Annotated in this window: 17 protein-coding genes; 10 read left to right on the top strand and 7 right to left on the bottom strand. The window is 62.8% G+C overall.

Annotation, left to right across the window (positions count from 1 at the left end):
• Positions 1-244 precede the first annotated feature (244 nt).
• On the top strand, positions 245-1,135 hold the full coding sequence (gluQRS, locus tag ACUYMZ_RS19210) for a tRNA glutamyl-Q(34) synthetase GluQRS (RefSeq protein ID WP_481605330.1): 891 nt from the start codon (positions 245-247) through the stop codon (positions 1,133-1,135).
• Between the two features lie 41 nt (positions 1,136-1,176).
• Here gluQRS and ACUYMZ_RS19205 read toward each other — a convergent pair whose 3' ends face one another.
• Positions 1,177-2,382, bottom strand: a complete 1,206-nt coding sequence (locus tag ACUYMZ_RS19205) for a type II toxin-antitoxin system HipA family toxin (protein WP_481605328.1) — start codon at positions 2,380-2,382, stop codon at positions 1,177-1,179.
• Complete coding sequence (locus ACUYMZ_RS19200; protein ID WP_481605326.1) at positions 2,379-2,618, bottom strand: helix-turn-helix transcriptional regulator; 240 nt, start codon at positions 2,616-2,618, stop codon at positions 2,379-2,381. Before ACUYMZ_RS19200 ends, ACUYMZ_RS19205 begins: the two co-directional genes overlap by 4 nt.
• A gap of 228 nt (positions 2,619-2,846) precedes the next feature.
• Between ACUYMZ_RS19200 and ACUYMZ_RS19195 the strand changes: the two genes are divergently transcribed.
• From ACUYMZ_RS19195 to ACUYMZ_RS19180, 4 genes are all read left to right on the top strand, one after another.
• Entirely contained in the window at positions 2,847-3,224 is a 378-nt protein-coding gene (locus ACUYMZ_RS19195; RefSeq protein WP_481605324.1) for a hypothetical protein, read from the top strand.
• A 1,562-nt stretch (positions 3,225-4,786) separates the two neighbouring features.
• Positions 4,787-6,916: a DUF6531 domain-containing protein gene (locus ACUYMZ_RS19190; protein ID WP_481605322.1), complete on the top strand. Its 2,130-nt coding sequence runs from the start codon at positions 4,787-4,789 to the stop codon at positions 6,914-6,916.
• Entirely contained in the window at positions 6,867-8,267 is a 1,401-nt protein-coding gene (locus ACUYMZ_RS19185) for an RHS repeat-associated core domain-containing protein (RefSeq protein WP_481605932.1), read from the top strand. The genes ACUYMZ_RS19190 and ACUYMZ_RS19185 overlap by 50 nt, the downstream gene beginning before the upstream one ends.
• A 662-nt stretch (positions 8,268-8,929) precedes the next feature.
• A complete protein-coding gene (locus tag ACUYMZ_RS19180; protein WP_481605320.1) occupies positions 8,930-9,514 on the top strand; it encodes a recombinase family protein in 585 nt (194 codons plus the stop codon).
• Positions 9,515-9,939: 425 nt separating this feature from the next.
• On the opposite strand, the gene ACUYMZ_RS19175 is transcribed toward ACUYMZ_RS19180, so the two are convergent.
• The 4 genes from ACUYMZ_RS19175 to ACUYMZ_RS19160 form a co-directional block, all read right to left on the bottom strand.
• The gene (locus ACUYMZ_RS19175) at positions 9,940-11,184 is read right to left on the bottom strand and encodes a low temperature requirement protein A (RefSeq protein WP_426004545.1); all 1,245 of its coding nucleotides are present in this window, start codon (positions 11,182-11,184) and stop codon (positions 9,940-9,942) included.
• Between the two features lie 128 nt (positions 11,185-11,312).
• Positions 11,313-12,641 carry an ATP-binding protein gene (locus ACUYMZ_RS19170; protein ID WP_481605318.1) on the bottom strand — a complete coding sequence of 443 codons (1,329 nt, stop codon included), beginning with the start codon at positions 12,639-12,641 and terminating at the stop codon, positions 11,313-11,315.
• A 109-nt stretch (positions 12,642-12,750) separates the two neighbouring features.
• Complete coding sequence (locus ACUYMZ_RS19165) at positions 12,751-13,512, bottom strand: SDR family NAD(P)-dependent oxidoreductase (protein ID WP_481605316.1); 762 nt, start codon at positions 13,510-13,512, stop codon at positions 12,751-12,753.
• 3 nt (positions 13,513-13,515) lie between these two features.
• A complete protein-coding gene (locus ACUYMZ_RS19160) occupies positions 13,516-14,427 on the bottom strand; it encodes a fumarylacetoacetate hydrolase family protein (protein WP_481605314.1) in 912 nt (303 codons plus the stop codon).
• 146 nt (positions 14,428-14,573) lie between these two features.
• Between ACUYMZ_RS19160 and ACUYMZ_RS19155 the strand changes: the two genes are divergently transcribed.
• The 5 genes from ACUYMZ_RS19155 to ACUYMZ_RS19135 are packed head-to-tail and all read left to right on the top strand — an operon-like array spanning position 14,574 to position 19,280.
• Positions 14,574-15,878: an L-fuconate dehydratase gene (locus ACUYMZ_RS19155; RefSeq protein ID WP_481605313.1), complete on the top strand. Its 1,305-nt coding sequence runs from the start codon at positions 14,574-14,576 to the stop codon at positions 15,876-15,878.
• Positions 15,875-17,161 carry an alpha-L-fucosidase gene (locus ACUYMZ_RS19150; RefSeq protein ID WP_481605311.1) on the top strand — a complete coding sequence of 429 codons (1,287 nt, stop codon included), beginning with the start codon at positions 15,875-15,877 and terminating at the stop codon, positions 17,159-17,161. The genes ACUYMZ_RS19155 and ACUYMZ_RS19150 overlap by 4 nt, the downstream gene beginning before the upstream one ends.
• Positions 17,154-17,468: an L-rhamnose mutarotase gene (locus ACUYMZ_RS19145; protein WP_426004536.1), complete on the top strand. Its 315-nt coding sequence runs from the start codon at positions 17,154-17,156 to the stop codon at positions 17,466-17,468. The genes ACUYMZ_RS19150 and ACUYMZ_RS19145 overlap by 8 nt, the downstream gene beginning before the upstream one ends.
• On the top strand, positions 17,465-18,430 hold the full coding sequence (locus ACUYMZ_RS19140; RefSeq protein ID WP_481605309.1) for an aldo/keto reductase: 966 nt from the start codon (positions 17,465-17,467) through the stop codon (positions 18,428-18,430). The genes ACUYMZ_RS19145 and ACUYMZ_RS19140 overlap by 4 nt, the downstream gene beginning before the upstream one ends.
• The gene (locus tag ACUYMZ_RS19135) at positions 18,423-19,280 is read left to right on the top strand and encodes an amidohydrolase family protein (RefSeq protein WP_481605307.1); all 858 of its coding nucleotides are present in this window, start codon (positions 18,423-18,425) and stop codon (positions 19,278-19,280) included. Before ACUYMZ_RS19140 ends, ACUYMZ_RS19135 begins: the two co-directional genes overlap by 8 nt.
• Here the strand turns inward: ACUYMZ_RS19135 and ACUYMZ_RS19130 are convergent.
• A complete protein-coding gene (locus tag ACUYMZ_RS19130) occupies positions 19,277-19,948 on the bottom strand; it encodes a FadR/GntR family transcriptional regulator (RefSeq protein ID WP_426004533.1) in 672 nt (223 codons plus the stop codon). The two genes, ACUYMZ_RS19135 and ACUYMZ_RS19130, sit on opposite strands and share 4 nt — an antisense overlap.
• Positions 19,949-19,965: the final 17 nt, after the last annotated feature.

Below are 19,965 nucleotides of genomic sequence, written 5' to 3'. Positions count from 1 at the left end.
GAAATAGTGGCAACGAGGCAGGGTGAAGCTACCGCTGGAATCCTGCCGGCACCAGGCAGCTGGAACACCACCCGGCGTCCTGCGACGTTTCCCGCAAGGAAACCGCCGCTGATTGACTCTTGTTCACGCATTGTCATTCTGCACTCGCCCGGAAACGGGCAGCACAGTAAGAGCCCCTGAGCCACCGAACCGTTGCGGTAGCTGAGGGGCTCTTGTGCTGCCGCCCGGCACATAGGCTGGGACCATGACTTCCGCAGGCCGTTTTGCCCCCAGTCCCTCCGGCGAACTCCACGTGGGCAACCTGCGCACTGCCATTCTCGCCTGGCTTTTTGCGCGCTCCACGGGGAGAAACTTCCTGCTGCGCGTCGAAGACCTTGACCGCGCACGGTCCGGCGCCGAAGCCCGGCAGCTCCGCGACCTGGAGGCCGTCGGCGTCGGGTGGGATGCCGCCGTCGTACGTCAGACGGAGCGCGGTGCGTTGTATGCAGAGGCGATTGACCGCCTGGCCGGGCAAGGCCTTACTTACGAATGCTTTTGCACCCGCAAGGAGATCCAGGAGGCCCCGTCAGCTCCGCACGCACCGCAGGGTGCCTATCCGGGGACGTGCCGGAAGCTGTCGCACGCTGAACGGGAGATCCGGCGCGCTTCCCGCCCCGCCTCGATCCGCTTGAGATCCGACGTCACGGAGTGGGCTGTTGAGGACCAGTTGCGCGGCCGCTATGTGGGCGTGGTGGATGATTTGGTGCTCCGCCGGAACGACGGTGTGACCGCCTACAACCTGGCGGTGGTGGTGGACGACGCCGCCCAGGGAATTGACCAGGTGGTGCGAGGCGATGACCTGCTCCCGTCCACACCGCGGCAGGCATACCTCGCCTCGCTGCTGGGGCTGCCGGTCCCCGAATACGCCCACGTTCCGTTGGTGGTGAACCACGACGGCGTGCGGCTGGCAAAGCGCGACGGTGCCGTGACGCTGGGCGACCTCGCCGCCGTCGGAATCCCGGCTGACCAGGTGCGAGATCTGCTCCTGGGGTCGCTCGGGCTGCCACCCGGATCTTTGGAATCTTCTGTGTCACGGTTCCGTCCGGAGGAGCTTCCACGGGAACCGTGGGTGTGGAGCGTTCCCCGCGGCGCTTAGCTGTTGGCCTCGGCCGCCCGTCGCAGCGGGACCAGCTGTCCTCACCCCTCAACGAGGCGGCGCCGATGTTTGAGTTCCTTGATCCAATCTCTCGTTTGCATGGCGCCAAAGGGTGAGGCGCCGCCGTCGAGGTCGCCGATCAAGGGGCCGCTGGCTTTGAGTGCAGCCTCCAGGGAATGCTGCGCGGCCCGGTCCGTGAGCCCGAGCTTCACTGCCCAACCCAGGAAGTGCTTCCGGCTGATTCCGGTCTTCTTGCCTCCGATGGCCAGGGCCAGCGTCTTGTCGCCGTAAATCACTGTGGAGGGGATGTCGTAGACCGGAGCGATGGTGAACTCGCGCCGACCCTGCACGCCGGGTGTTTCGACCACCGAAACGTTCTTGGCGTGGAGATCGCCGTTGCCGGTCAGCCAGGCGAAGGCCATCTGGATCACCAGGCTCCTGAGGGCAGGCAGTGGTGCAGGGCAGTGTGCGGCCAGCGCCATGCACACGTCGCTGAAGGGAATGCTGTACTTGTCGGCCGGATAGAGGCCCAGGATTTGTGCTCCGTCCTCCACCGCTAACCGCTGCGGTGAGCCGTCGGCTGCGGTGATGCGATCGAAACGCTCCACCAAAAGCCCTGCCCGCCCGCCGACGTCGTGCACCAATTGGACATGGCTTACCGGAATCCGCAGCCGACGCGCGTAACGGAACATAAGAAACTCGTTTTCCACGACGAACGGAAACTCCGGCGCGTTGAGCTTCAGAATGTAGCGCTTCCCGGCCTGTGCCACGGGCAGGGAGATCATCCCCGCCGACAACTTGTCCTGCACACCCGCCAGAGCCACGGGGTCGATCAATCCGGAGTCGCCCAGCAGGGCGTCGAAGTCAAGCGGCAGTTTGGGATCAAGCACGACGGCGGAGCCCCCTTCTGCCGGCGGCTCGCCGTGGGGGACCGTTTGGACATCGCCGACCGCGTCTCCGCCGGCTGCCATGAGGAGCGCGAGTTCGTCGTCGGCGCTGGCCTTGACATGGCGGCGAAGTGCGTTGAGGCGTCGACCCTCGGGCAGCAGCCCTGTGAAGTAGGGAGGAACAGCGCCGCTTGGCGTGACTACCGGTTCATTGCTGACGGGCAGGGTGGTTGCTACCGCTGGGAGGTCCTTGTTCAGATAGCCAGGCAGGTAGCTGAACTTGGTGCCCCCTTGATGGCGCTCAAGACGGGCTGCGTGGATGCCTTGCTTGTAGACGTCTGCGATGCGGTGGTACGTCATGGGGTTGCCGTGCTGGCTGGACTGGCGGCGTGGACGACCGAAAGTTCCAACCCGAGTGTGGACAGGACGGCCATAAGTGGCTCAAGTTGAATGGTGGGCTTGCCGTTTTCCACGAAGCGCACGAAGCGTTCGGAGACTCCTGCGAGGTCGGCCACGTCCTGCTGGCTGAGGCTGAGGGACGTGCGGCGGGCGCGCACTTCCGCGCCGAGGGTTGAGCTGAAACTGCTGCCTGTCACCCTGGCCTCCTGAATCGGTTGGAGCGGCACGAACGTGCCGGTCTCAACATTCTGGACGCTTTTGTGCGTCGCTTCAAGGGGCGTATGCGCCATTTTCGGCACGTTCGTACCGGAGGTTTTCGTTGCGGCACATTAGAGGACGTGGGGGACATGTCAGGATGTGAAGCACACATTTGCATAGGGCCACGGGAGGTCCCTAACGCCGGCAACTACACGGTACGTTCATGGGTGGTGCGGTTCATCCTTGCAATCATCATGATTCCGGCCGCGATCGGCAGCTTCATCATGCTTAGCGCGGCCATCGTCAGTCTGAACTGGATCGTGCTGATCTCCGGCTTGGTCTGGACCCCGCTATTCGCTGCCGCTCCATCTTTAGGCTTCGAAGCAGCCAGGGATGGGCGGGAAGCTCGGAAGGCGCGCAAGCTAAACGGTCTTCCGAAACCTCAGACATCCGTGGACGACGAAGCAGCCAGGCGCTACTTCACGAAACATAAGGAACCCGGGCTAGAGATCACCCAGGGAACTTCCCTGACGCCAAATGGTGAGCACGTTGACCGGGAACTGTGGCGGCGGGGTGTTCCAGTTTCAAGGAAGTGGACTGGTTAACCGTGTAGCGTTTAGGGAACCTTCACCGGGCATTTTTGGGGGCGGGTCTTACGGGAATGCCGTAACACTGGAACGGCGGGGTCGTCGATTGCACGTCAGATACGGCCGGTGGGGGACCCTTTACCGGACACTCCATTTGGGTTCCTCATAGAGGGCAGAGTCATACATGTGCACAGGCCGTGACTAACCCGGCACCATGAACACCTCCATCTACGACGCTTCTGCTTTCGCGCAGTGGTAGCTGAGGAAGGTGCGGGAGAGGTAGTTAACGGCCACAGTCAACAAGTTTCTGAGATTGTCAGGTTCGGTCAAAGTACCAGCACTCGCAAGGTCACAACGCCGATCGACCGTGAAGCCGCTGCCGCAGCCCTGCTGACGGCCTCTTGATTTCAGTCGAATGATCATTGACGATCTGCCTTAGCTCGGAGTTGAGCGGCAAATGTGCCATTAGTGGGGGCACCGAAAATTGGGGGGCGGCATGCGTGCTGTTCGGTAGGTTCTTTGCTGTCTTGTTAGCTTTGCCTTGGCGATCCTGGGACTGGTTCCGGCATCTCTGGCAGCAGGACCCGCTCCAGCGGTTGCCGACGCGTCGGCAGCTGTTCTACGAGGGGGTACGCCAAAGACTTTACCCAAAGTGACGGCACCCCAGTCGGTGTTGCCTGCGACCAATGCGGAGTCGTCTGACCAAGCCCCTTCTGTTTGGAGGTGGCAGGGTGGCCTCCGATGTTGTGGTCACTGATCCGAGCGACTGGACCGTCAGCTTGTCGATGACTGTCGACACGGAAGTGCACCTCTCGGCGACGGTCAACAAGACATTGTCCAGTTCTGGAATGACTGTCGAGATCCATTCGCTGACCGCTTCCGGCAATTCAGAAGTGGTTTGGTGCTACACAGGAACTGTCTGCTCAAAGTCGACCACGCCCTCTGAAGTGCAGACCACCTACGTGGCTGTAGTTTCACCGCCCACCAGCGGCAAGCTGATGCCAACAACCATCATGGCGGCCTCAGAGACAGTAACCCCTCCGGCATGGACGCTTAGTCTTGCTACCGAGATCACGACCGTGGTTACGCTTACGGCCACGAGCAATTACAGGATGGATAGCCAGAACACCAGGTTCCTACGCGTTTACGATCTAGCCACCGGAAAAGCTGTTCAGCATTCAATGAGTTGGTGCAGTTCTGGTGCGGTCTGTGTGCAGGCCGGCTTCGTTCCGACCAGGCTTGATAGCCGATACAGGGCTTATGTGACGACGGATAACTCCGCGTCTCCGCCGAGCACCGGATTTCTGGCTTCCTCCAACGTAATCACGCCGCCCCCGTGGACCATCACGCTCGAACGCAGTGGAAGTACTCTCACGGCACGCACAAACTACGACACCTCTGCTACTGGCGCCCAGTGGATGACGTTCTTCGACCTATCAAGTAGCAGCACAGCACCGTATAACTACGTCGCCTTCTGCAATAGTGGGACGGTTTGTTCCACTACTGTGTCAAGTACGCGTGTGGGTCACCAGTTCATAGCGACTGCCGGCAACCTAAACAACCTCTTCCCGCCTAACCCGATGCTTGCTGTTTCAAACCAGATCGGGCTGCAGGGGCCCACTTCTCCGTATGAGACAGCAGGCGGCTCGAACCCTGCCCAACTGAATGACTGCTATTCCTGCGTCGGCGATCCCATCAACACCTCCAACGGCGAATTCTTCGAGACTGACAGCGACATCGCAGTCCCTGGTAGGGGTGGCGGGCTTACGCTGTCCAGGACTTATTCTTCCCAACGGGCTGGGATTGATGGGCGGTTCGGTTTCGGCTGGGCTGATGGCTACTCCATGGCTGCGGCGGAGCTCGCTGACGGCACTGTGCAGATCCACCAGGAGAACGGCTCCCGGGTTGTGTTCACGGCTGCCGGAGCAGGCACTTACACGGCACCATCGCACGTGCTGGCGAAGCTGGTGAAAAACACCGACGGCACTTGGACGTATACACGCCGCAGCAAGGAAATCTTTGTCTTCGGTACCTCGGGAAAGCTCACCAGCGTCGCTGACCTGAACGGCAACGCTGTAGCACTGTCGTGGGACTCGAACCTTAAGCTCACCACCGTCACAGACGGCAGCGGCAGGACCATCAGCTTCACTTACGGCAGCAACGGGAAAGTGTCCACGGCCACTGATCCGGCCGGACGGGTAGTCACGTACGGATATGACGCGGCAGGCCGGCTCGAGACCGTGACGCTTCCGGGCAACAGAACGACCAGCTACACCTATGACGTCTCGAACCTCGTCACCTCCATGACAGACCCGCGGGGATCCGTCACGGTCAATACGTATGACGCTGCCCGCAGGGTCACCAAGCAAACCACAGCCGCCGGTGACCTCATGCTTGCCTACAGTGCAGACGGCAGCGACGCCCTGACGACGATTACGTCCCCCGGGGGCCGGGTCACGAAGGAAACCTACCGTGGTGGCCAGATGATCAAACGGGTCGTTGGCGCCGGGACGCCGCAGCAGGCCACATGGACGTACACCTATGATCCGGCCACTTTTGCCAAGACGTCGGTGAAGGATCCGCTGAACAGGACCAGCTCAGCTACCTATGACGCCCGTGGCAACAAGCTCACAGCTACGGAGAGCGGGGGAGGGACGACCAGTGCCACGTATGACAGTCTCGATAATGCGCTGACCAGCACCAACGCTGCGGGCACTACTACGACGTTCACCTATGACACTGCCGGCAACCGGCTCACTGCCTCGACGCCGCTCACTGGAACGAGCCAGACAGCGGCAATCACCTACGGTTATGCGGACACGAACCATCCGGGTGACCTCACCAGTGTCACAAACCCGAACGGGCACACCACGACGTTCACCTACGACAGCCACGGCAACCGCACCAGTGTGGCGGACGCCCTCGGCAGGACAACGTCCACGGCCTACGACATCCTGGGCAGGGCAACCTCCCTGACCACGCCAAGCGGCAAGACCACCACCGTGACCTACAACACCGCTGGCTTCCCCGCCACCATCACCGACCCGCTCGGCAAGACCACCACCTCGACATATGACGCCAGCGGCAACAAGACCTCTGTGACTGATCCGATGGGCCGCACCACGACGTACACTTTTGACGCGCTGGACCGCCACACGGCAACAACGGCACCCGACAACACTGTCACAGCGACCGGGTACGACGCTGACGGAAACATGACCTCCCAAACAGATCAGGCGTCCCACGTCACCAACTACACCTACGATTCATTGAACCGCCTGACGTCCTCAACAGACGGGCTGAACAGAACCACGAGCTACGCCTACGACGCCGCAGGACAGCTGACCGGCAAAACAGATCCGTCCAACCGCACGACGACCTTCACCTACAACACCGCGGGGGACAAGACCGGCACCAGCTACTCCGACGGCATCACACCCGAACGAGACGTTCACGTACACCGCGCTGCACCAGGTCGCCACCACCACGGACGCCACCGGGACGAGTACCAATGTTTACGATTCCCTGGGCAGGCTGACTTCCAGGACCAACGGGGCCGGGAAGAACATCTCCTACGGCTACGACCTGGCAGGCAACGTCACCTCCCAGACGTACCCGAACGGCCAGAGTGTAAGCAGAGACTACGATGCCGGAGGCAACCTGACGTCGCTGACGGACTGGCTGAACAACACCACAACCTTCACCACTAACCTCGACAGCCAATCAGCCACGACAAGCTACGCCAACGGCATCACATCAACGTTGGCGTATAACGACAATGGCCTGGTCACCGGCATCGATGTGACCAATGCTTCGGGCAGTATCGCGAGCTTCGGTTACACCCGCAACGACAACGGCAACCTGGCCACGGCCAACACCACCGGCATAACCCAACCAGCTGAGACGTATGGCTACACAACCCGCGACGAGCTCGCCAGCGTCAACACATCCACCTACGGCTACGACTCGGCAGGGAACCCCACGAGCCTGGCCAACGGAGCGACACTGACCTACGACGCCGCCAACCAAGCCACGCAGTTCACGCTGGACGGGACGACGACGGCGATCACCTACGACAACCAAGGGAACCGGCTCACGGGCCCGGCACCAACACTGGGGACATCCACCTATTCGTGGAACCAGGCCAACCGGCTCACGGCTGCCAACGGCACGTCGTATACCTATGACTCATCCGGCCTGCGGGCGTCCCGCACACCCGCCAGCGGACCGGCGCAGGCCTACACCTGGGACACGACCCGCGCTGTGCCGCTGATGCTCAGCGACGGTGCCCTGAGCTACATCTATGACGCCGCCGGTAATCCCGTCGAGCACATCGACACTTCAGGAGCGGTCACTTACTACCAGCACGACCAGTACGGTTCCACGAGACTGCTGACGGACACCGCTGGCAGTGTCACCGCGACGTTCATTTTTGATGCGTATGGGAAGCTTGTGGCGAAGACGGGAGCAGGAGACAGTGTGCTGCGTTGGAATGGACAAGCACAGGACAACGACACTGGCCTGTACTACCTCAGAGCCCGGTACTACGATCTGACCACAGCACAATTCCTCGGCATCGATCCATTGGCTGTAGCCACGCGCGACATCTACTCGTATGCGAAGAACAACCCACTGAACTTGTCCGACCCCTTAGGTCTGTTCGCTCGTCCCTTGGAAATCTTGGGCAAAAGTAGTGCAGGCGCTGCCGACTGCGTTCCGAGCCAAACAGTTGATTTATCAAAGACAGCGGGAACGTCAGACTACATGTGCAGCCGCTATGGGTCGGGTTGTGACCCAGCACCCCTTTACAACTGCTTTTCATTCAATAATTGTGGGCAATCAACAGGTGATAACCCTCGTTTGAGGTGTGTATATGGCGTCATGGGGCAGGCAGCGGTCGGAGGGGCTCTTGGAGGAGCTGCAAAAGTTGGACTGGCCAAATTTATCCCCATTCTGGGCCAAGCTGCGTTTGTTGGATCCGTGGCTCTGGGGGGAGCCGGCGGGCTAGTATCAGGTGCCTACTTTGGCTTAACCGTTGCATGTCCGAGTTCGGAGGGTTAGATGACAAAGCGTGAGATCATCGGGTCGGCCCTGGGCCTGACTATTACCATCGGAGTCACAGTTTTCGTGATGTCCTTTACGTTCCCGCCCAGCCACCCAAACTTTGCTCCGATGGTTGGAACGATCGTTGCGGTCTTCGTTCTCGTCGAAGTGGCCCGCAATCTTTGGCTTCACAGAAGGCGACAACGAGCCGATAGCAAGCGAACCTAGCGGTGCTGTTCGTTGATCACTTGAGTGGCCCTTGAGATGGATCATTATTGCTACCTGACATGGGGCCGCGACGTCGTTCAAGATGAACGAATCACCACTCACCAGTTGGGCCACCGCTTTCGTCCCTGAAACGAAGTAGTCCCATACATCCTGCACCCCAAAGAGACTACAGCCAGGGCGCAGTTGGCGGTGCCCTGGCCGCCACCCAAAGGTTGGAAGCAAGCCCTCATGGGTAAGGGAACGGAGCGCCGTCGACTGACCCGTCCCGGAACGCACTCAGATGGGTCATTTGCGCGCAGAACAGCGGCGCCCGTAAGCCGGTCCCCCACCGGCCGCCAGTCCGTCCCGAACAGCGCCCACCAATTTCGCGGCATTCCCCAGAACGAGGATTGCCGTAAGACCCGCCCGCAGAACTGCCCGATAAGAGTGCACTAAACGCTACACTCAGCGTCATGCTTATTGGCTACGCCCGCGTCTCCACCAACACCCAAGATCTGACCGCCCAGCGCGATGCTCTCACGGCCGCTGGGGTGGAGCCCGAGGCGATCTACGTCGATCAAGGATTCACTGGAACCCAGCGCGAACGGCCCGGCCTTGGCAAAGCCCTGGCCGCATGCCGCAACGGAGACACTCTCGTGGTAACCAAGCTCGATCGCCTCGCCCGGTCATTGCCCGACGCCAGGGACATCGCGGACGAGCTCACGCGCAAAGGAGTTGTCCTCAATCTTGGTGGCAGCGTATACGACCCGCACGATCCAGTGGGCAAGCTGCTCTTCAACGTCTTGGGTATGGTGGCCGAATTCGAAGCCGACCTCATCCGTGCCAGAACCCGGGAAGGAATGGCAGTAGCCAGGTCGAAAGGCCGGCTCAGAGGGAAGCAACCGAAGCTATCCAAAGCCCAAGAGGCGCACCTAGTCAGTCTGCACCAAGGCGGTGAGCACACCACCACCGAGATTGCCGAATTATTCGGCGTCGCTCGCTCTACGGTCTACCGCGCCATCCAAAGAGCAACAACGACTGATTCTCAGAATCATTGACATTGGTCCTTTGACAAGGGGGAGAAGACCAAGGATCAGCGGGACGTCTTTGTAACGGCTAGCTTTTCAACGTTCATAGCAGCCATTGTCTCTACTGACGCCTGCGCCGAGTCGCGCGGCGTTCGTGTGCAGAGAAGCCCTGAGGTCAGTTCGCGCCGAAGTAGGCCACGCTGGGAGCGGCAGCCAGATCACTACCGGCACCTTCGTCTACGAGGATGTCAGCGGCCGCGGCGGTTATGACCATCGCAGCAATCTATGGGCTTCCAACTTCGGATCAAAGTTCTGGGGCTCGCCCCACCCATCGTGGTGTCATCGTTGTTGGGGGCGTAGCTGCCAGCCAAGAAGCCAGTGGCGTGTGACCGATCCGGTGACCTACGACGACGGCACCACCCCGGCGCGGACACTGTCCTTCTGAGGGTGGTGGTTTAGCCCGCCGCGGCCTCCAGCCGCCGGAGTGCTGCCGCTCGGCCTTTGTGGCCCGACCGTTCGTCCAGGGCAATGGAGACACCCAAGGCGGCGACCATGACCAGCATGCACACCGGAACCGAGGCTCCCGAGGCAGCCAAGCCAACGCTTCCCGCGAGTACCGCCACCACCATGACGGAGCTCCAGAGCACGTGCTTGTCCGCGCCGAGCATGGCCGTGTAGATCAAGGTCAGTGAGATCTTGAAGATTGCTATGGGGGCCGCAATCCAGGCGATGGCCGTGGCCGCGCTGATGTGTGCTTCGTGGTCGATGAAGTAGGCCGCCACGTGGAGCCCTGCACCCGTGGCGGCGATCGCGGCGAAGACCATCATGTGGCCGTAACCAAAGAGGAACGAGCGGTGCCGCTGGAGATGCAGGGACTTGCCCGAGGGAAGGATGAAATATATCCACCACATACCGAAAGCCAGGCCTGTACCGCCGATTCCCACCACGGCCGCCTCGAGGGACCAGCCGTGCAGGGCAACAATTGCACGGAGGGTTTCGATGGCCCCGATAAGGCATTCGCCGAGAGCGATGATGGCCAGCAGTCCATAGCGCTCCGCAATGTGGTGCGCGTGCCATGGCGTACGCATTTTCCGTTCCGCGAGGCTCGGCACAGACATTTCCAGGACAAACAGGGGTGCCGCCAGGAGGAAGGTGGTGAGGACGTCGGTCTCGATCACCAAAGCAGCCACCCAGCCCAGCTGCACCAGAGCAAGATATTTGGCGTACCTCAAGCAGGTCTCGCGCCGTGCGGGATCCTGTTTGGCGGCCCGGAGCCACTGGAACACCAAGGCGAGGCGCATCACGATGTACCCGATGAGGATGGCCACGTTGTTCACATGGTCGCCCTCAAGGATCGAATGGAACATTGGCTCGATGCCCATCGCGAGGATGAGCACACCCAGCATCTGGATCATGGTGACTACTCTGAACACCCAGTCGTCGGTGTCGTATGCGCTGGCAAACCACGTGAAGTTCACCCACGCCCAGATGACGGCGAACATGGCGTAACAGAAGCCAAGAAGACCTGCCCCGAAGTGCGCTTCGGCAACATTGTGGGCCAATTGGTTGGCGGCCACACTGAAGGCAATGACAAAAGTCAGGTCGAAGAACAGTTCAAGGGGCGTGGCGGTGCGATGCTTCTCATGTGGATCGCGACCGCCCATCCGTGCCAAGGCATGACGAAGGGGGTTCGTGGACATAGCTCACAGATTACCCACTGCCGCGCAGCTCCGCCGAGATCGCGGGAATGCTGCGAAGTAGACGTGCTTTAGCGCACGAAATCGCAGGTTTCCCACGAAGTCGGCGCGGAGCCCCGCATGGACGAGCCCTACACCCGCCCCAAGACGTCGATGTCTTCGAGGAATTCCTGGTACACCTCGTCGCTGACGGTGGTGCGGGTTTCTGAGATCGCATCCAGGTAGTCCTGCGTGACCGGTCCCTTCCGCCCGTTGGAGCCGTTGGAGCCGTTGGCGCCGTTCGGTGCGGAGCCGGCGGCAGCACCGTCGTCGTACACGGCCTTTTCCAGGGCACGCTGTGAGGCGCTGCGCGCGGCGAACTCGATGTCTGCCGGCGAGAAGCCTTCGGTGCGGGAGACCAGCAGGGACACGTCCACAGTGTCTACCACGGTTGCCGGGATGAAGCGCTGCCACATCGCTTCGCGTGCGTGGACGTCCGGCAACCCGATGGGGATGACGTAGTCGAATCGGCCGTGGCGCAGGAACGCAGTGTCCAGGGCGCGGATGAAGTTGGTGGCGCACACGAGCAGACGCCCGGGCTGTTCGCGGAAGGCCGGGATGATCTTGAGGAGTTCGTTCGTGACACCCTGCAAGGGTGAAGGCGGGTCGCCGGCGCGTTGGGAGGCAATTTCCTCTACCTCGTCGATGAAGACCACTGCGTGTTCCAGTTCGGCGATTTCCAGGAACGTTTCCCGCAAGGCACCCGCGAGGCCCTTGGGATCGGAGGCCAGACGGGAGGGGAAGACTTCCACGAACGGCCATTCCAGCCGGGACGCAATGGCTTTGGCGAACGTGGTCTTGCCCGTGCCGGGAGGGCCGAACAGCACCACAGCACGCGGCGGGACTACACCATATTCGTCGGCGAGGTCGGCTTCAGCCAGGGGCAGCACGAGGCGCCGTTCCAGGAGTTCCTTCTCGCGCTTCATGCCGGCGACGTTTTCCCACAGGTCCCGGGCCAGGATGCGTCCGCCGAGCAGGCTGAGCGGTTCGAGTTCCTGGCGTTGGACGGGGATGGTCCGTTCAAAATAGCGCAGGTTCTTCTTGACCACGAACCCGCGCCCCAGGAAGGCTTCCACCCGGGTTTCGGTTTCCGGCATGAGCGCGGAGAGTTTGTTCAGGCCGTGCGGGGCCATGCGGTTTTCGACGGCGGACAGCAGCGAGGTGCCGATCCCTCGCCCACGGAACTCGGTCAGCGTGGCAAGGAAGACTACCCAGCCCTGATCGTGCGCGGCGCGTCCGACGGCGGCTCCGACCACCTGGTCGCCCTGGACCGCCACCACGGCGTGGTCCTTCTCGCAGGAAGCCAACACCTCGGACAGGGCGTACACCGGCTCCACGCCATCGGCCTTGAGCGACTCCCACAGGTGCAGGATGCCGTCCAGATCGGACGAGTGGAAGTCCCTGATACGCCAATTCGTCATGGCTGTGTCTCCTGGGTCTGCTAGGTGAATCGCCGTTGATGCCTTGGAGTTGAGCATAGGCGAACCCCGGCGAACAGGAGGTTGCGGGACCGTTGCGTTACGTGGGTCCCTATTGAACCGGACGCAGCCGCAGACCCTGCATGCCGCCGTCGACCGCCAGCGAGGTTCCCGACGTCGAGCCTGACAGCGGGCTCGCGAGGTAGGCCACGGCGCCGGCCACCTCTGCGGGACCCACCAGGCGACCATGCGGCTGGCGCGCGTTGAGGGCTGCGCGCTCGGCAGCCGGATCGACGGCGGCGTCCAGCAGCCGGCCGACCCAAGGCGTGTCCACGGTTCCGGGGTTCACGCAATTGACGCGGATGCCCTCGCGGACATGGTCCGCCGCCATGGCGAGCGTCAGCGACAGGACAGCGCCCTTCGATGCCGAATACAGCGCACGCTGCGGCAGCCCCGCAGTCGCAGCGATTGAGCAGGTGTTGACGATCGCTGCGGCGGGTGACTCACGGAGGTAGGGCAGGGCCGCGCGGCTGACGCGCGCGATGCCCACCACATTGACGTTGAGGACGCGCAGCCACTCGTCGTCGTCGTTTGCGGCGATGTCGCCTTGGGCGCCGATCCCGGCGTTGTTGACCACGACGTCCAGGCGACCGAACTGTTGCGCCACGCGTTCGACGGCGGCGCGCACCGAGGCGTCATCGGCCACGTTGCATTCAACGCCGTAGTGGGGACTGCCTGCCGGGGAGAGGTCCAGGACGGCCACTTGGGCTCCTCCGGCGGCGAGGCGGTCCGCAATGGCCGCCCCGATCCCGGAGGCACCCCCGGTGACGAGTGCTGCAAGGCCTTCGAAGTCGTTGCCCACCGTGGTCCCCATGTCTCAGGCGTGGGTGCTGGCGTACGTAGCCGGGCGGGCCGATCCGGCCGCCGCGCGGTAGTACTCCTGGCGTTGGCGTCCGAGTCCCTCGATCTCCAGCTCCACTACGTCGCCGGGTTGGATGAACGGGAAGCGTCCGGACAGTGCGACGCCTTCCGGAGTGCCCGTGATGATCACGTCTCCCGGTTCAAGGACCATGTATTGGCTGAGGTGGTGCACGATCGTGGCCGGATCGAAGATCATGTCCGACGTGCTGGAGTCCTGGCGGGATTCACCGTTGACGGTGGTGCGCAGGCGCAGATTTCCGGCGTCGATGTCGCTCGCCGGAACCAGCCACGGACCCAGGGGAGTGGAACCAGGCAGGGATTTGCCCTTGGTCCACTGTCCGGCCGCGCCCGGAATCTGGTAATCGCGCTCGGAGAGGTCGTTGGCCACGGCGTAGCCGGCGATGCACGCTTCCGCTTCAGGGACAGAGGAAAGGTATGACGCTTCCTTGCCGATCACAATGGCAAGTTCCACTTCCCAGTCGTACTTCTCCGACGACGGCGGGATGGGCGCGGCGTCGAACGGGCCACTGATGGTGTTGCCCGGCTTGAGGAACACCACGGGAACCTCGGGCGGCGTGGCACCGGACTCGGCAGCGTGGGCTGTGTAATTGAGCCCGACCGCAATGACGTTGCCGGGGCGCGCGACGGGTGCTCCGATGCGGACGCCGTCCACGGGAATTTCCTTGAGTTCGCCGGATTCCAGTGCTTCGCGGGTGCGGGCGATGCCGTCCGCGGCAAGGAAGGCGCCGTCGATGTCTTTGGTCAGAGACGAGAGACTGTAGTACTTCTCGGTGCCGCTGGCGTCCTTGGAAATGACGGCCGGTTGTTCGTTTCCGGCCGTACCCAGCCTGGCGAATTTCAAGGTCATGGCTTCCTCCGTGCGTTCGGGACTAACATCCGAGCTCTAGTGTGCTGTTTTCCTCCACAATACAGAAATGTGACCCGTTGACAAGGCAGACATCGGATGTTTAGGCTCGTGGCAATTCGTGAAGCCCGTCGACGCGCAGGAGCCGCATGAGCACCGTTACCGCTGTGGATACTTTCGATATCCGCTTTCCCACCTCCCTTGAACTCGACGGCTCGGATGCCATGAACCCGGACCCCGACTATTCGGCCGCCTACCTGGTCATCCGCACCGACGCCGGCGACTACTTTGAGGGTCACGGGTTCGTGTTCACCATCGGCCGCGGCAACGACGTCGAGACTGCAGCGATCAGCGCCCTAAAGGACCATTTGCTCGGCCGAAACGTTGAGGAACTCCTCGGCGACATGGGTGCTGCGTGGAAGCTGCTGGCCCACGATTCCCAGTTGCGCTGGCTGGGACCCGAGAAGGGCGTCATGCACATGGCGATCGGTGCCGTGGTCAACGCCCTCTGGGACCTGAAGGCAAAACGGGCCGGGCTGCCGCTGTGGGAGCTGTTGAGCGGGATGAGTCCGGAAGAACTCGTTTCCCTGGTGGACTTCCGGTATCTCAGCGATGCCCTTACTCCCGAGGAGGCGCTGAGAATGCTCCGTGCTGCCGAACCCGGGAGGGAAGCGCGCAAAGCCGTACTTCGCGCCGAGGGTTACGCCGCGTACACCACGACGCCGGGCTGGCTGGGATACAGCGACCAAAAACTTTCGCGGCTGGCCAAGGAAGCCGTGGCCGACGGATTCACCCAGATCAAGCTGAAGGTCGGGGCTTCCCTGAAGGACGACATCCGGCGGGTGCGGGCAGCCCGGGCTGCGGTGGGGCCGGACATCCGGATCGCCGTGGACGCCAACCAGCGCTGGGACGTGCAGCAGGCCATTGACTGGATGGCGCATCTGGCCCCATATGACATCGCGTGGATCGAGGAACCCACCAGCCCGGACGACATCCTGGGGCATGCCGCCATCGCCCGCGGGGTTGCGCCCATCCCCGTGGCCACGGGAGAACACGTCCAGAACCGGGTGGTCTTCAAGCAGATGCTCCAAGCACGTGCCTTGGATGTGCTGCAGATTGACGCTGCCCGCGTGGCCGGAGTCAACGAGAACATCGCCATCCTGCTGCTCGCGGCCAAGTTCGGCGTCCGGGTGTGCCCGCACGCCGGTGGAGTCGGTCTCTGCGAGGCTGTGCAGCACCTGTCCATGTTCGACTACGTCGCCGTGTCCGGAAGCAAGGAAGACCGGATGATCGAGTTCGTCGACCATCTGCACCAACATTTCGTTGATCCGGTGGACGTGCATGCAGGTGTTTACTGGCCGCCGTCGTCGCCTGGAGCCGGCACCGAAATGCTTCGTGAAACACTGGCTGAGTACAGCTTCCCCGACGGTCCCGTCTGGAAGGACAAGCATTGATCAAGCACGCACCCTGGTTCGAAGAAGCCCGTTTCGGCATGTTTGTGCACTGGGGCATCTACGCGCTCCCCGCCCGCCACGAGTGGGTGATGAATCGGGAAGAGATCACTGTGAAGGACTACGAACAGTACTTCCGCCGCTTCGATCCCGATCTTTACGATCCGCACGAATGGGCACGCGCTGCCCGCAATGCCGGGATGAAGTACGTGGTCCTCACCACCAAGCACCACGATGGTTTCTGCCTGTGGGACTCGGGCTTGACGGACTACAAAGCCCCCAACACCCCTGCGGGCCGGGACCTGATCGGGCCCTACGTCGAAGCCCTGCGGGCGGAGGGGCTCAAGGTGGGCTTCTACCACTCGCTGATCGACTGGCACCATCCGGATTTCACCATCGACGGCGTCCACCCCCAACGCAACTCCGCCGACGTCGAACGCCTCAACAGCGGCCGCGACATGGCCCGCTACCGCGAGTACCTGCACGGCCAGGTGCGTGAGCTCCTGAGCAATTACGGCACCATCGACTACCTGTTCTTCGACTTCTCTTACGCCGACCACGGCGACTTCCGGGACGGCAAGGGCCGGAAAGACTGGGACTCGGAGGCGCTGCTGGCCATGGTCCGGGAACTTCAGCCGGGGATTGTGGTCAATGACCGGCTGGATATCCCGGGTGACTTTGTCACGCCGGAACAGTACCAGCCGGCCGCTCCCATGATGCTCGACGGCGTCCCGGTCACCTGGGAAGCCTGCCAGACCCTGAACGGCAGTTGGGGCTATGACAGGGACAACCTGGACTACAAGTCCGTCGACCTGCTCATCCGCATGCTTGTGGACGGAGTGTCGAAGGGCGGGAACCTGCTGCTCAACGTCGGGCCCACGGGACGGGGAAACATTGATCCTCGCGCGCTCGCATCCTTGGAGGGGATCGGGGAGTGGATGAGGCTGCATGCCCGCTCCATCTACGGCACCGGTCCATCCCGGTTTACGGCGCCACCTGATGCCCGCTACACCCAGTGCGGAGACCGGCTGTATGTTCACCTCTTTGCGTGGCCTTTCGAGTACGTTCACCTTCCGGAGCTGGCCGGCAAAGTGGAATACGCCCAACTCCTTAACGATGCCTCGGAGGTCTTCCTTCGCGAAGTGGATCCGGGACAGCAGGCCATGAACATGACACCCGGCGGCCAGCCTCCGGGAACCCTGACCATCAAGCTTCCCGTGCAGCGACCCGACGTCGCCGTGCCGGTGCTGGAACTTTTCCTGAAACCGGAGGCCGCACATGGCTGAGTCGATCGCACTCCACACCCGGCTCAAGCCAGGCGTCGAGGCTGCCTACGCGGAGGCGCATGCGAACATCCCGCCGGAACTTGTGGCCGCCCTGAAGGAAGCCGGCGTTCGTAACTGGCGGATTTGGCGCAGCGGCCAGGACCTCTTCCACGTGGTGGACGTGGACGACTACCAGGCCATGCGCCGGGCGCTCGCCGACCATCCGGCCAACGTGCCCTGGCAAGCACGGATGGCCGAACTACTTGAGGTCCAGGACGATTACTCCGGCAACGATTCGGGTATCCAAAAGGTATGGGAATTGCCATGACTTCACCTGATCCGGGCAAGGCGTGGGGGCCGGGCAAACTTGGCAAGCTTGGCTTCGGCGGGGCCGGTATCGGAAACCTTTACCGGGCCATGCCGGACGGGGAGGCGCTTGCCACGGTCCTCGCTGCATGGGACGCGGGCATCCGCTACTTCGATACGGCACCGCATTACGGCCTGGGCCTGTCTGAACAACGCCTTGGTGCAGTACTCCGGGACAAGCCCCGCGACGACTTCGTCATTTCCACCAAAGTGGGCCGCCTCCTGGAACCGTCCTCGCGCGGTGGCCGGGACCCCGAGGGCTTCGACGTTCCCGCGGACAAGGAACGCGTTTGGGATTTTTCGGAGGCCGGCATCCGGCGGAGCCTGGAAGACTCCCTGGAGCGGCTGGGCCTTGACCATGTAGACATCGCCTATCTCCACGACGCTGACGTCCATGACCTCCAGGCGGGAATCTCGCAGGGACTACCGGCCCTGGAGAAGCTGCGCGCCGAGGGCATTGTCAAAGCCATTGGCGTAGGCCTTAACTCGGCCGAAGCCGCCCTCGAATCCGTCGAAGCCGCCGATCTCGACCTCGTCATGCTCGCCGGACGGTACACCCTGCTGGAGCAGCCCAGCGTCCCCTTGCTCGAACGATGTCTGGAGCGCCGCACCGGCGTCGTAAATGTTGGCGTCTATAACTCCGGGCTGCTGGCCCGGCCGGACGTCCCGGACGACGCTCACTACAACTATGAACAAGCCCCGCCGGCCGTCGTCGAACGCGCAAGGGCGCTCGCGGCCGTCTGCCGGGACTTTGGCGTGGAACTTCCGACGGCGGCCCTCCAGTTTCCGTTGCGGCACCCCGCCGTGGTCAACGTGACTGTCGGCGCCAGTGCTCCTGAACAGGTAGCCGCCAATGCGGCCCGCATGGCGGAGTCCGTGCCGGAGGAGCTGTGGGCCGCGCTGGAGGCCGCCGGGCGTGATTGACGCGCATCTGCATTTGTGGAGCCTGGAAACCTTCGTTACCGGCGGTGTCCGTCCCTACGCGTGGCTTGGCCCGCAGCACGGTCCGCTGTTCCGTAGCTTCCAGGAGGACGAGGCGCGGGAAGTCCTTGAGGCTGCCGGGATGCGCGGCGCGGTGCTGGTCCAGGCTGACGACACCATGGCCGACACAGAGAGCATGCTTGCCGTGGCCGCGCGGCAACCGTGGGTGCTGGGAGTGGTGGGCTGGGTGCGGCTTGATGCGCCGTTTGAGGCTGCCGGCCAGCTGGACCGGTTCGCCGCGAACCCGCTGTTCCGTGGCGTGCGGCATTTGGTCCACGATGACCCGCGGGATGATTTCCTGGAGCTGCCCGCTGTCCGGGAATCCTTGGCGTTCGTGGCGCGCCGCGGGCTGGTGTTCGACGTTCCCGACGCCTTTCCCCGGCATCTGGGCGCCACCATCCGGCTTGTCCGCGAACTGCCCGAGCTGACCGTTGTCCTGGACCACCTGGGCAAGCCGCCGCTCGCTGATCCTTCGGGGATGGACGTGTGGCGGACCGGCATCGCGTCTTTGGCCCGGCAGGAGAATGCCGTGGCCAAACTGTCCGGACTGCACGTCTCCGGGGTTGACTACTCGGCGGATTCGTTGCGGGAGGTCTTTTCCCTCGCGGTCGATGCCTTTGGGCCGGAGCGCCTCATGCTGGGAAGCGACTGGCCGGTGAGCACCCTCGGGGCACCGTACGGGCGGACCGTGGATGTGTTGCTGGAACTCGTTGCCACGCTCAGCCCCGCCGAGCAGGACGCCGTGCTGGAAGGAACAGCGACCCGCGTGTACGGGTTGACCGCAAAGGGCTAGAGGGCCTGCCGAAGCCAGCTCTCCACGCCGCTGATGTGCACGGTCACCAAGGCTCTGACGAGCTCCGCATCTCCCCGTTCCAGGGCGTCGGCGATGGCGCGGTGCTCGGACAATGTGTGCGCCACGGCCTTTTCCTGCGTGAGGCCGCGCCAGATCCTTGCCCGCACGGTGCTGCTGGACAGGGCTTCCAGCAGGCTTCCCAGGTAGTCGTTTCCCGCGGCGTCGGTGATGATGCTGTGGAACTCGAGGTCGTGTGCCACGAGCTCTTCCACGGGGGTGTTCTCGTCAATGCCGTCCATCGTGCCCCGCAGTTTGTCGATGGCTTCAGGCGTGATCTTGCCGGCGGCCAGATGGGCGGTGGCCGGTTCCAGGATTCGTCGGACCTCAAAGAGTTCAAGGATGGACCGGTCCTGGTGCAGGTCGACCACGAACGCCACGGCCTCGTTCAGCAGCTTGGCATCGAGGCTGGTCACGTACGTTCCATCGCCGCGCCGGACATCCAGGACACGGATGAGTTCCAGTGCTTTGACGGCTTCCCGGAGCGAACTGCGGGACAGCCCGAGCCGTTCGCTCAGCTCCTTCTCCGGCGGGAGCCTGTCGCCGGCTTTGAGTTCCCCGCGGATCAGCATGTCCTTGATCTTGCCGATCGCCTCATCTGTGACAGCCATGGACCAATACTAATCAC

This window comes from Arthrobacter sp. T572 (assembly GCF_056780115.1).
The sequence above is the reverse complement of the archived record's forward strand: the minus strand, read 5'-3'. Positions and strand labels throughout refer to the sequence as shown.